The organism is Gluconacetobacter brunescens, from assembly GCF_048695475.1.
In the GTDB taxonomy this organism is placed as follows: Bacteria; Pseudomonadota; Alphaproteobacteria; order Acetobacterales; family Acetobacteraceae; genus Gluconacetobacter.
This window is the reverse complement of sequence record NZ_JBLHEN010000003.1, coordinates 19,555-30,954: the sequence shown is the minus strand read 5'-3', so window position 1 is coordinate 30,954 and position 11,400 is coordinate 19,555. Positions and strand designations below refer to the sequence as shown.

The window sequence follows — 11,400 nt, the reverse complement described above, 5'->3', positions numbered from 1 at the left end:
CCCCCCAGCACCCCATCCCCAAGGCACCCATAGCCCGCCAGCGCCCGATGGACCGGAACGGGGATCATCGACCTGCTTCCCCATGCCCTGACGCGATGAACAGACCTGCCGATTGCGGTACGAGTGCCGTCCAGTCTGTCATTCGGGAACCAGATGAACGTGCCGGGTCGTGCGCACTGCCGACAGGCCGGGACGCATCGCCCGTACGCAGGAACGACGCCGGAAAGAGGGAGGAAATCTGCCAGGACGGTGCAGCCGAAGCACCAATCGCGATGTCATCGGCAGGCGGAAGAGCCAGCCGCGCGCCGACCGACGCGACGTAATTCAGCGTCTCGGCAGGCAGCGGTCGGCCGGTCGCGAGATGCTCGTCATAGCGCGCGGGACCGGCATTATAGGCTGCAAGAAAGCCCGCCTCGCCGTAGCGGTCCCGCATCCAGCGCAGATAGGTCGCACCCGCCAGAATGTTGTCGCGCGGGTCGAACGGATCGTCGCCGAGGCCGAGCGACGTACGCAGGCTGGCCCAGGTTCCGGGCATCACCTGCATGAGCCCCATCGCACCCGCCGATGACACAGCATGCGCATCGCCTCGGCTCTCGGCGTGCAGCACGGCAGCAATCCATGACGCCGGAATCTGCGCGCGCGTAGCCGCTTCCGCGATCATGTCAGCGTAGGGATCGGCAACCGCATTATGCGTCGGCACCGTCAATGAAACGACGGCCGGAAGCACGACACCGAGCAGACGGAGCGCCGCCTTACCGCCGGTCATCGCGCTTCACCGGACGGGTCCAGACCAGATGAAAGGCACGGCCCTGACGGTCGGACTGGAACAGGTTGGCACGGATCGGCTGCGCCAGCATGGGATCGTCGAGAACCAGCGAGAGGTAGGTCCCGGCCTTCTCGCCGGTGCGTTTCCAGCCCGCGCCGATCTCCGGTCCGGCATCGGCCTCGCCGAGATGGACACGATAGTCGGGCGCATGCTCGGCGTCCGACGATGTCGCCGGCACGATCGTCAGTTCGACGTCGAGGGCGAGCGTGCGCAGGCGACCGGCGAAGCCGTCTGCCGTGCGCACAAAGGTTCCGATCTGGGCCATGTCAGCCTCGTTTCTGGTTGGGGTTGGGAGAAATCGGTGACGCCATGAGCCACAGAGGCTGCGCGCGGCCGAGCACCGCATCGACCGGCAGGACGCCGAAATAGCGACCGTCAAGACTGGTCGGGACTGCTGCGTTCATGACGAAAATCTGGCCGGGCAGGACGTGCCGACAGCCTTGCCAGATCGGCAGCGGACGACCGCGATGATCGTAGGCGAGTGCCTCGCCAAGCGCCTTGCCGTCGACCGAAACAGCAGTACCGATCCGGCAGACCAATTGCCCCGGCAGTGCGGCAACCGGCTTGAGCAGCGGCACACCGAGGGGCAGATAGCCGCCGTGCGCCAGCATCGTGGCAATGTCGGCCGGTGGTCGGATCGCGATCAGGTCGTCGACATGCAGGGTGCTTACCGATTGCAGGCGATACAATCCGACCGGTGTACTGGCGGTGGCATTCCAGATCAGCCGGGGCGCCGGATGAATCGCCACTGATGTGCCAACACCGAGTATTGCGAAATACGTGGTGAAGAACCAACCAAGGCGCGTCATGACACCGCCCTCCGGCGCAGCCAGGCCTGATGGCGGTCGCGCGTGTAGGAGCGTGCCGCCTGCCCGGAGAGCATCCGATTGTGCAGATGCCGCCAATGCTCGGGCGCCACGTCGACGGGGTCGATGCCGATAGCTTCGATACGATCGACAGCTTCGAGCACCAGACGGACCTTCGGCCAACCGCTCTGGCGCAACAGGCTCTCCCCGCCGGGGCGCACGAACGGCACCGTCTGATACGGCTCGCCGGGACGGGTGACGCGCACGATGTCGATGCAGGACACCACCGTGCCGTAATCGTTCGCTGCCCAGCGCAGGAAGGCGAATACGGTGTCCGGCGGAAAGCTCAGTATCCGCCGACGACGATCGAGAATCTGCTCATGGGCGACAGAGCCGAAGCGGATCCAGTGCTCGATGCGCTTCTCGATCCAGGTCAGTTCGACATGAGCGAGGGTGTCGGTCATGGCACATCTCCAGCAGTATCGGGGAACTCGCGGGCCAGCAGCGCGCGCAGCATGTCGGCGACCGTGATGCCGCGCTGGAACGCCGCGACCTTGAGCCGCGCGCGCAGCGCCGGCGTGACGTCGATGGTCAGCCGGGCGGTAAAGCGGTTGATGGTCGAAGGCTTGTCCGGCGCCCTGACCCAGCGTTCGGGATCGGCGGGACGCGCCGCGAAGCCGGGCGGCGTGCGACGTTCCGTCATGGCGAAATTCCTTCGCCGAGCGGCAGCACGGAGGCGATGCGGTCGCGCGCCTTTTGCGCCATGACTGGATCGATCTCGCAGCCGACATAGCGCCGACCGGCGAGCCGGCAGGCGACACCGGCCGCGCCCGAGCCGGCGAACCAGTCGCCCACCAGGCCACCTGGTGGGCAGCTCGTGCGGATCAGGATCTCCAGCAGTGCCACCGGCTTCTCGGTGGGATGGATGGCGCGCCCATGCGCATTGCGGACCGGAATCACGGAGCGCATCAGGCGCGGGCCGCCATCCTCGCTCACGTAATGGCCGGCATCGATCCGGCCCATGTGGGGCGGCCGGTGTCTCCGCCTTACCGTGCGCGCCCGCGCATCGGACGTGGTGGGAACAACATTGTAGACGGCGCGCCAGGGCGTATCGTCGCGATAGAACTGGACGATCAGTTCATGCACGCGGCGGAAGCGATCGGCATGGAAGCTGGAACCGTTCTGCTTCTCCCAGACCAGTTCCTGAGCATATTTCCAGCCCGCATTCCGAAATGCCGCGTTGGATGCGAGAAAGCTCCGCAGGGAGCCGAAGACCCAGAGCGAGCCGCTCGGTTTCAGGGCGGCGAGTGCCTTGCCGGGCCAGTCCACCATGCGCCGGTCCCAGGCGAGCGACGTATCGCCATAGGGGGGATCGGCCAGGATCATATCGTAGGGGCCGTGCCAGGGCATCAGGAGCGCGCTGTCGCCAGTCAGGAGGGTCATGATACCAGCCCCCCGATCTCGGTCGTCAGAGCGGCGATTTCGCGGGCGGCAATCCCTTGGGGGCGAAGATCGCACACCAGACGGCCGGTGCGCGCAGCCTCGGCGAACGCGACCCGCTGACCGATCCGCGCCGCCAGTGCCGCCGGCTCGTGCCCAGCGAGCGCCAACCGGGTTTCGCGGGCGATGACCGTGCGCGCGGCGCAGCGGTTGAGCACGAAACGGGCGAGAAGGCCGGGACGGAAGAGCCGTGCCTCCGCCAGCAGCCGCAACATCTCGGCCGAGGCCCAGCCGTCGAACGGCGAAGGCTGCGCGGGGATCAGCACCAGGTCGGCGGCCAGCAGGGCGGAGCGCAGCAGCGCCGCCACGCGCGGAGGACCGTCGATGACGACGTGATCCACCCCCTGAGCCAGTGCCGGCGCCTCGTGGTGCAGCGTATCGCGCGCCAGCCCGATCACGCCGAACAGCCGTGGCAGTCCCTCCCGTACCCGTTGCGCCGACCAGTCCAGCGCCGAGCCCTGCGGGTCGGCATCGATGACCGTCACGCGCCGGCCTTCCCGAGCCCATTGGCCCGCGAGATGCAGCGCCAGCGTCGTCTTGCCGACGCCGCCCTTCTGGTTGAGGAAGGCCACGATCATGGCCCCTCTCCGGGGGTTATCCGCAGATCGGGCGGGGTGCCAACATCCTTAAAGTTAGACTCTTTTAAGTTAGATTCTAAGTTAAGGGCGTCATAACCATTTGATTCAACGCCCTGATTCGGCGTTTTCCGCAAATGATAGCACGGATGCCGTGGCAGTGATGGCACGGATAAATCCACAACTGATAGCACGGATGAATTCACAGCTTGTCCACAGGGGCCTGTGGATAGTTTGGCAGGCGCGAAGGCCAGTGTGTCGTTGCCGTTGCGGTCTGGGCGCACCGACAGCCGATAGCCGGCAAAGGGCTGCCGCTTCGCCATTTCGCGCAGCTCGAAGGCAAAGCGGCGATAGGGGGAAAGACTGGCGGATTTTTCGTAGAGATGGCGCAGGCCGAAGGCCCAGCCCGCACGCTGGCGACCGCCATGCTTGCGCACGATGCGATAGAGCCAGCGCTCCAGACCGCCTGTGAGGCCAAAATAGGCCGGGTCGATGGTCAGCACGAGCGCGTCATCGAGAACCGCCTGGTAGAACCAGTCGGGCAGGATCAGTTCGATCACGCGGGTGCGCCCCTCCCGCGCGGTATGCCGTTTCCATTCGTTGATCCAGGAAAAGCGGTGCAGTTGGCCCTTCCCGGTCTGCCGGAGCGAGGTCTTGATCGTGGTGGATTGCAGCCGGTCGAACGCCGCTTCCAGCCGCTCATAATCCCGCGCACTGTCGCCCCGGCCAATGAAGGTCAGGATCTCGCGCGGGCTGGCCACCATCAGGCGCGACGTGCGCCGACCGGCGTCGCGTGCGGCAACGAGATGGCTGGCAGCCCAGATCAGCACGTCGGCATCCCAGATCGTGGCCATGCCATGTTCGGCGGACGCCTCGACCCGGATGGTGACGTCCGGGGTCCGGTAATCGATCGGGACCATGCGAGGGGATTTGGCGAGGCTGAAGAATGGGAACGCCATCAGATCCTGGGCATCACGAGGAGCGAAATCTCCCGCGATAGCGTGGAAGAGTTCCAGTTGCTCGCGCTCGGAGCGCGCCCTGCCGGGCGGAGGCATCAGCGACGGCTCCCGCGTGATGTCGGCGGAATCAGCGGACTTTGCCGCGCGGCCGCCGGCACGACGCCGGCAGTGGTGTCCGAGGTATGGGCGCGGGCACCACTCTCGACCCAGGCCTGCAACTCATCCACCCGATAGACCACGCGGCCACCGAGCTTCGAGTAGCGCGGTCCGGTGCCGTAGATCCGGTGTTTCTCCAGTGTGCGAATAGATAGTCCGACGAAGCGCGAGGCATCGGGCGTGCGCAGATAGCGCGGCGGCAGATCGCTGTAATTGGCGGACATGAGGTGGCTCCGTGGTCGCTGGCTGGGGCCGCGGGACAGATGCGGCCAGCAGGGATCAGCGTGGCGGAGCGAGGTCTTCCGGGACTAGGACCGATCTCATCGGGGGGCGAGATCGGTCCTTGACTGGCGGGAGATGGCGACGCGGCCGCCTCGAACCGGGCGACCGAACCAACTGGATTTCGGCTTTCGCCCTCGTCCCAATCATACAAAGTTCTGCTGAAGGTTTCGGTAAGCGGACATCATGCTGCGATGACACGAGCCAGTCTGCCAGTTTCTGAACCATAACCCATGCCATATGGTCTGCTCTCAGCAAATTGCGAACTTAGCCCATGCCGGGCCCCATGACCCAGTAGCCAAGGACATGGGGCCTGGACCGCTTACTGCATCGTGTCGCCGTCCGGTTCAGCCAACAGAGAAAGAAAGCCGGGTTCAACAGTGGGGCAGCGGTCTACAGTCCATACGTTCTGGGACGTTGGGATGTCGGTCCTCACAAGACGATCACGCCATTGCAGCAGTCAACGTTGTGTTGGCTGGTCTGTCTTCTCGGGTTGCATCGACCTCACGACCTGACTACCCTGCAAGCACCATTGCCGCGTCGGGCCACAATACGACGAAACCTTATTGAGCGTGCTTACTACCTAGAGAGGTTTCGAAAAAACGCCATGAACTTTGCGACTTATCGGTCGCAGTGGGCTTATAACCCGCTGCGCGAAGTGCTGGCCGGAATGGTCGGCACCTTCGCCCTCATTCCCGAGGTCATTGCTTTCTCCTACGTTGCCGGCGTCTCTCCCGCCGTCTCCCTTTTCGCGTCATTTGTCATTAGCGTCGCCATTTCCATCACCGGTGGCCGCCCGGGAATGATCTCAGGGGCGGCGGGTTCCGTGGCCCTCGTAGCCGCGGCCCTCGTGCATAGCTACGGGCTTCAATACCTTCTCGTCGCGACATTACTGGCTGGCGGACTACAGATCATTTTCGGTGCGCTTGGCTTTCAGGTCATTATGCGCTTCGTATCGGCTGAGGTCCGCACCGGCTTTGTGAATGCTCTCGCGATCCTGATCTTTTCGGCACAGTTACCACAAATGCTTCATGTGACGTGGCACACGTATGCACTGATTGCCCTTGGGCTTGCCATCATCTATCTCATGCCACGGATATCAACCCTGATACCGTCGCCCCTGATCTGTATCGTAGTTCTGACAGGCATCACGATGTGGTATCCAATGCCGGTGCACACTGTCTCTGATCTGGGCACGCTGCCGACAGGCCTTCCTGCTTTTACGATCCCCCACGTACCATTCAATCTGGCCACACTGAAAATTGTGTTTCCCTATGCCCTTGCGATGGCATCTGTGGGCCTCCTTGAATCTCTAATGACAGCAGGTGTCGTGGATGATGAGACCGACACGCACGGTGATCCCAGAATGGAATGCGTAGGTCTTGGTGTCTCGAATGTGTTTGTAGGACTGTTCGGCGGCATCGCCGGGTGCGGTATGGTAGGGCAGACAGTCGGCAATCTTCGGTACGGCGGCCAAGGACGTCTGTCGACCTTTACTGCCGGCGCTTTCCTGCTGTTTCTGATGGTCATGCTGCATACTTATGTCGCCCGCATTCCAATGGCTGCTCTTGTCGCCATTATGTGCATGGTCTCAATCAGCACATTCTCGTGGTCATCCCTGCGTGATCTTGCGCGTTTTCCAAAGCTCTCAAGCCTCGTCATGGTCGTAACCGTTGCCGTGACTGTCGCATCCTCGGATCTGGCTCTAGGTGTGCTCGTCGGTGTTCTGCTCAGTGGTGTGTTCTTTGCCTGGTCTGTGACGCATTTGATGCACGTCAAAAAGATCAGAGAAGAGGGTACGGATATCTACGAGGTTGAGGGACAGGTTTTCTTTGCTTCGTCTGACCTTCTTCACGATCAGATCGACTTCAGGACCAATGCGCGCCGGGTCGTCATCAGGCTGAACAACGCCCATTTCTGGGACGTGACCTCGGTGGCTATGATTGAGAAGATCGTATCCAAACTCAAGGCTCGCGACATTGAAGTTGAAATCGAGGGCTTGCATGCGCTCCGGCATGGCATCGTCATGCGGTTGACCAGTGAAAAGCTCCTGACCACCTGATAAACTTCGAATAAATGTCCGGAAAAATTCGCCGTCAGGCCAATTTTTCCGGGCAGGTTTTCCATATCTGGGTTGCGATATTCGATTACAAAATAACTGCCCCTGCAGAAACATTCCCGATGCAAACATGCGATGGCTCGTGTCAACGTTATCTTTTGACGTATAATGTTCAGGAATGGACTATTTTCTCCTTATGTATCTGAAGCCTCACTTCTTCTTTTCAACGAACCGTCACGCGTCTCCAATAGCGGACCATTTTCGGTTTTCCTCGACACAAAGCACCGGAGCGGCCAGCAGTGAGGCCATGGATACTATCAGCCTCCTTGTTCTGTTCTTCCGGCCCTACAAGACATTCATCATCCACTATCGTCCCCGAAACGGGTGCAGTAGCAGGCGCCGATATCCTCCGTCAGTCAGTCCCCGCGCAAAACGCACCAGCCGTTTCATGCGGAAATGCAGATCGTGCGAGAGCCAGTCCCCTGCGGAAACCTCCCGACCGAACAGGACGCCGGCGATCTCGCGCTGCGACACCCCGTCGTCCAGGCCATCGAGCGTCCGGAGCGCCAGGATCAGCCTGCGGATGCGATCGGATGACAGGCAGGCCGGATCACGACCGGGACGCCGCTCCATCAGCACGCGCCAGAGCCGCAGGGCGGCCTGGACACGCACCTCGAACAGCGCGTCGAGCGGTAGAAGCACGCCGACCTGAGCCCCGTCCGGCGGCAGGACGTACAGCCGCAGGATCATCTCCCCCTGCTCGACCAGCACTTCTCCCGCCATATCAGGCGGCAGTTCTGCCCGAGCGAGGGAGACCGGATGATACGCCGCGTCAGCCAGTGCTGTCGGCAGGCGGACAACCGCAATCACGGCCGGCGATACCGCAACAGTCCAGCGGGCGGTACGCGGATTGAGGGCCGTGCGGACACTCTCGAAATCGCAACCCCCAGCGCCGGGCGAAGGCTTCGGCGTCTGTTGCGGATAGCGCGGCCCGGCGCGCGGCGCGCTGAAGGGCAGCCCGCTCGCGGATAAAGTCGCGGTTACGGCTGACAAATTGCAAGGCAAAGGCGGGGGCGTCGAGCGACCGCAGGCCCTCGTACGCGCCCGCCGACCGCCAGTTGGCGCGGCTCATGGCGTCGTCTCCGATGCGTAACGGGTGGGAACAGGGCAAGCACTTGCTTGCGAGAGTATGCCAGACCGTCCTGTTGCCCGCTACGTCCCGGTCCTGCAACAGGTCTTGCTGATAACGCAACGATTGAGGGTGTCAGTGGGGAGCACCGCCCCGCAGGAGATGCTGGTAGCCATGTTCGGTCATCCAGTGCGCCCGCGCCAGATGGCTGCGCCAGCAGCGGTGGACGCCCTCGGGATCGGCTGCCGGGTCGCGATGGAGCACGATGCGGGCGACCTCGCGCCAGTCGGCGCCGTCGGCCTCGGCGTCCAGCAGACGCAGATAGGTAATCAGATGCTGTTCGTCGTAGCCGGTGAGACAGGACGCTTCCGGGGCGTTGTCGGCGACGGACGGATCGAGCGGGGGCTTCTGCATGATGGGGCCGATCAGGTCGGAGAACGAACGCGACGCGCCCTAGCCTGCCGCGTTTCGGTGCCGGAAGTCTCGTTAAGAAACATGACGCCGCGTCCTTGTCCGGACTCGATGAACAGGATGCCCGCCGCCTCCAGCGCGCGGCGAACCTGGTCGGTTGTGCCCTCATGAACGCCGAGACCGCGTTCGGATTCAAGGCGCTTGAGCGCGGTCAGTGCTACGAGGGCCTTTTCAGCAAGCATCTCCTGTGTCCAGTTCAGGAGTGCCCGTGCCGCCCTTACCTGTCGGCCAGTGATCATCCATGATCACATCCGACATGCTCGGATTACACACCAGAAATACGACTATAATAGTCGCGTTAGAGCGATTCAATATCGTTCTTTCAGGATGATGGCAAAGAGGAATCGGCGTCTGGATTTCCAATGGCGCGGGCGACCATGCAAGAAAACCCCCGCCTTACGCGGGAGCCTCCCTGTCCGTGGCACCCTTGCGGGCCAGTTCCGCGGTCGCCCGCTTCAGCTCACGCTCGATCTGCGTCCGCTCGCCCCGGCTCAGGTAAAAGCTGGTCAGTTCGGCGCGCAGCATCTGGATCTGGTCGTGTAGCGTGGTCATCGTCCTGCTCCTTTCGTTTGTGGAAGACAGGCCGTCGCCTCATGCACGCGTGAACCGGGTCAGGGATCGCCGTAGGCGACCGCGCCAGCGGCGCGCGGGGGAGCCGATTTTGTTCGGGACGGCCGATAGGACGGCTCGGGCAAAATTGGGGGGACCGCGCGTCCTTGAGGCGGTTCACGCCGGGCATGGTACAATGGGAAGACTGAGGGAAGCCCTGTTCCCCCGGCCATGCCCGGAGACAGGCCGATCGGATCGAGGGCGATAAGCCACGCCCCCCCCCCCGCGCTTCCCTTCCGGTAATGCGAAGGCCCCGCCCGGATCAGCCGGGCGGGGGACCGCGGGTGCCTCAGTCGCCGTTGCGGCGACCGTTGGGGCGAGACCAGATCAGGCTGTAGGTCTCGCCGTCCTCGTCATTGAAGAGATTGGCGAAGATCGGGGCGTTGAAGCTCGGATCGTCCAGCTTGAGGCCCAGATAGCTGCGTCCCTCGTTGGACTGCTTGGACCAGGCCGCCCCGATCTCCGCCCTGTTGACGAACACCCTGTGGCTTGGGGCGTTGTCGCTCTGGCGTCCGGTCTCGGGAACGATGCGGACATTGCGGACCTGAACCGAGAGGGTGACGATTTCGCCGACATATTCGTTGCCGGTCTTTTTGAAGGTGCCGATGGTCGCCATGATACTGCTCCGTGATCTCTGTTACCGAGCCCGCACCATTGCGGCCTCGATGGCGATCGACGAGCCGGGGGCGATCGGCGGCGCACCCCCTGGGGCCGCAGCGCAGCGGAGGACGGCGGGGCGGAATTTTCTTGTTTCGCGAGGAATGACGGCGCAGCCGGCAGGGGAAGAAAATTATGGCTCGCCGTTGCGCCATGGACGATCGAGGCGCAGCCGACCTCGGCTAGATCAGCCATTTTCAGAGGCCGTATGCGTGCGCGGCCAGACAGAGCGACCATCACGGAGGACATGATGCCCCCGCGCCGTACATGATCCGGCAGGGAAGAAAACAGGCATCATCACCTGGCCGTTCTGGCCGTGACCCATTCCCATGAACCCGCCCTGCAGGCACACCGCGTTGGCCACTGTTTCTGTCAACCTGCGCGGGACAGGAGGATGGTCCAGAGCCGGCAACCCCGCGAGAGGGACCAGCAGGGGCGGATGCACGTTGCGGCAGCCTTTATCGCCTCACCCCGCCTTTCTCGTGACGACAGGACCCGCATCTCCACGAAATGCCTGATCCATGCCTGCCCCATCGGCTACCGTGCGGGCCGTCAGACCTGCGCGATGCTCCCGCCGGCCGGTTCGGACGGGGCCATGCCGGTAAAGCGGACGAAAGCGGTGATCCCGACCGCGATGGCGCCAATGACGGAGAAAAAGAGCTGCCAGACGGCGGAGGGCATCATCATCTGGGTGAGGCCGTGCGTGGCGCTATAACCGGCAATGACGGCGGGCACGGTATAAAGCAGGACGATCAGCCCTCTCAGCCAGATCCACGGCGCGCAGGCGAGTGCGATCTGACCGGCGACGAAAGTCGCTATCCCCGCCATGACGCCGACGATAAGCGCGCCGATCACTCCGGCGCCGGTATGGAACGCCCAGAGCCCGGCATACAGCCCGCCGGCAAACGGCAATGCGAAGACCGCGAGCGTGAACATGAGCCAGCAGAAAAATCCGATGCCGGCGACGATCAGGAAAGGTGCGAAGATCACCATGATGGCGGCTCCCGTAGAGATGACATGATCTGACGGTCACGCCTGCCACCACCACCACGGCGCAAGCCGCACCATAGCAAAAACGATGTGTCGACGGAACGAGAATCATACTGGCGTCCGGCACGCGGACGTGCATCGTGGGGCTGCTCAGGGAGACAACGTCATGGCGGACATCACGGGACGCGAACTGCATCTGGTCAAAAAGGCGCTCGCCATTGCAGTGCTGGCCATTGAACAGCAACCAGGGCCGTTTCAGTCCTATTCGGACATGCAGGACATGAAGGGCCTGCTCGACCTTCTGGCGCCCGGCGATACCGAACTCGCCTTCTATGCCCGTTCCGCGCGGATCGCCGTCACGGGTAATCCGGACTGAAGACGGCG

The 11,400-nt window shown here is 63.2% G+C and carries 17 protein-coding genes and 1 pseudogene; 2 read left to right on the top strand and 16 right to left on the bottom strand.

Translation table 11 applies throughout. The features are described 5' to 3' along the window. Positions 1 to 64: 64 nt before the first annotated feature. From ACMAUO_RS18220 to ACMAUO_RS18180, 9 genes are read right to left on the bottom strand one after another with little or no spacing between them, the layout of a single operon-like run. On the bottom strand, positions 65 to 766 hold the full coding sequence (locus ACMAUO_RS18220; RefSeq protein ID WP_339419655.1) for a lytic transglycosylase domain-containing protein: 702 nt from the start codon (positions 764 to 766) through the stop codon (positions 65 to 67). After that, a complete protein-coding gene (locus ACMAUO_RS18215) occupies positions 753 to 1,091 on the bottom strand; it encodes a DUF736 domain-containing protein (RefSeq protein ID WP_339419653.1) in 339 nt (112 codons plus the stop codon). The genes ACMAUO_RS18220 and ACMAUO_RS18215 overlap by 14 nt, the downstream gene beginning before the upstream one ends. Position 1,092: 1 nt before the next feature. Next, positions 1,093 to 1,635: a S26 family signal peptidase gene (locus tag ACMAUO_RS18210; RefSeq protein WP_339419651.1), complete on the bottom strand. Its 543-nt coding sequence runs from the start codon at positions 1,633 to 1,635 to the stop codon at positions 1,093 to 1,095. Then, complete coding sequence (locus ACMAUO_RS18205; RefSeq protein ID WP_048858930.1) at positions 1,632 to 2,096, bottom strand: DUF2840 domain-containing protein; 465 nt, start codon at positions 2,094 to 2,096, stop codon at positions 1,632 to 1,634. The genes ACMAUO_RS18210 and ACMAUO_RS18205 overlap by 4 nt, the downstream gene beginning before the upstream one ends. Further along, entirely contained in the window at positions 2,093 to 2,335 is a 243-nt protein-coding gene (locus ACMAUO_RS18200; protein WP_003618765.1) for a ribbon-helix-helix protein, read from the bottom strand. The genes ACMAUO_RS18205 and ACMAUO_RS18200 overlap by 4 nt, the downstream gene beginning before the upstream one ends. Beyond that, entirely contained in the window at positions 2,332 to 3,075 is a 744-nt protein-coding gene (locus ACMAUO_RS18195; RefSeq protein ID WP_420358343.1) for a DNA-methyltransferase, read from the bottom strand. Before ACMAUO_RS18195 ends, ACMAUO_RS18200 begins: the two co-directional genes overlap by 4 nt. Beyond that, the gene (gene parA / locus ACMAUO_RS18190; protein WP_339419649.1) at positions 3,072 to 3,710 is read right to left on the bottom strand and encodes a ParA family partition ATPase; all 639 of its coding nucleotides are present in this window, start codon (positions 3,708 to 3,710) and stop codon (positions 3,072 to 3,074) included. The genes ACMAUO_RS18195 and parA overlap by 4 nt, the downstream gene beginning before the upstream one ends. After that, positions 3,707 to 4,762, bottom strand: a complete 1,056-nt coding sequence (locus ACMAUO_RS18185) for a replication initiator protein A (RefSeq protein WP_420358342.1) — start codon at positions 4,760 to 4,762, stop codon at positions 3,707 to 3,709. Before ACMAUO_RS18185 ends, parA begins: the two co-directional genes overlap by 4 nt. Next, positions 4,762 to 5,046 carry a helix-turn-helix transcriptional regulator gene (locus tag ACMAUO_RS18180; RefSeq protein ID WP_003618758.1) on the bottom strand — a complete coding sequence of 95 codons (285 nt, stop codon included), beginning with the start codon at positions 5,044 to 5,046 and terminating at the stop codon, positions 4,762 to 4,764. Before ACMAUO_RS18180 ends, ACMAUO_RS18185 begins: the two co-directional genes overlap by 1 nt. Positions 5,047 to 5,708: 662 nt before the next feature. On the opposite strand from ACMAUO_RS18180, the gene ACMAUO_RS18175 reads away from it, so the two are divergent. Further along, positions 5,709 to 7,163 carry a SulP family inorganic anion transporter gene (locus ACMAUO_RS18175; protein ID WP_420358341.1) on the top strand — a complete coding sequence of 485 codons (1,455 nt, stop codon included), beginning with the start codon at positions 5,709 to 5,711 and terminating at the stop codon, positions 7,161 to 7,163. 363 nt (positions 7,164 to 7,526) lie between these two features. On the opposite strand, the gene ACMAUO_RS18170 is transcribed toward ACMAUO_RS18175, so the two are convergent. From ACMAUO_RS18170 to ACMAUO_RS18140, 7 genes and pseudogenes are all read right to left on the bottom strand, one after another. Further along, a complete protein-coding gene (locus tag ACMAUO_RS18170; protein ID WP_420358340.1) occupies positions 7,527 to 8,213 on the bottom strand; it encodes a DUF2285 domain-containing protein in 687 nt (228 codons plus the stop codon). Beyond that, positions 8,152 to 8,292, bottom strand: a pseudogene (locus ACMAUO_RS18165) (transcriptional regulator domain-containing protein); the annotation flags it as partial. The gene ACMAUO_RS18170 and the pseudogene ACMAUO_RS18165, both read right to left, overlap by 62 nt. Positions 8,293 to 8,424: 132 nt before the next feature. Continuing rightward, positions 8,425 to 8,703, bottom strand: coding sequence for a DNA -binding domain-containing protein (locus tag ACMAUO_RS18160; RefSeq protein ID WP_420358339.1), 279 nt, complete (start codon positions 8,701 to 8,703; stop codon positions 8,425 to 8,427). A gap of 11 nt (positions 8,704 to 8,714) precedes the next feature. Then, positions 8,715 to 8,942, bottom strand: coding sequence for an XRE family transcriptional regulator (locus ACMAUO_RS18155; protein WP_473965185.1), 228 nt, complete (start codon positions 8,940 to 8,942; stop codon positions 8,715 to 8,717). 214 nt (positions 8,943 to 9,156) lie between these two features. Beyond that, positions 9,157 to 9,312 (bottom strand): hypothetical protein, encoded by a 156-nt coding sequence (locus ACMAUO_RS18150; RefSeq protein WP_019087059.1) that lies wholly within the window; start codon positions 9,310 to 9,312, stop codon positions 9,157 to 9,159. A 346-nt stretch (positions 9,313 to 9,658) separates the two neighbouring features. After that, the gene (locus ACMAUO_RS18145; RefSeq protein ID WP_019087058.1) at positions 9,659 to 9,985 is read right to left on the bottom strand and encodes a DUF736 domain-containing protein; all 327 of its coding nucleotides are present in this window, start codon (positions 9,983 to 9,985) and stop codon (positions 9,659 to 9,661) included. 593 nt (positions 9,986 to 10,578) lie between these two features. Beyond that, on the bottom strand, positions 10,579 to 11,019 hold the full coding sequence (locus tag ACMAUO_RS18140; protein WP_420358338.1) for a hypothetical protein: 441 nt from the start codon (positions 11,017 to 11,019) through the stop codon (positions 10,579 to 10,581). Positions 11,020 to 11,182: 163 nt separating this feature from the next. Between ACMAUO_RS18140 and ACMAUO_RS18135 the strand changes: the two genes are divergently transcribed. Further along, the gene (locus ACMAUO_RS18135; protein ID WP_003618751.1) at positions 11,183 to 11,392 is read left to right on the top strand and encodes a hypothetical protein; all 210 of its coding nucleotides are present in this window, start codon (positions 11,183 to 11,185) and stop codon (positions 11,390 to 11,392) included. Positions 11,393 to 11,400: the final 8 nt, after the last annotated feature.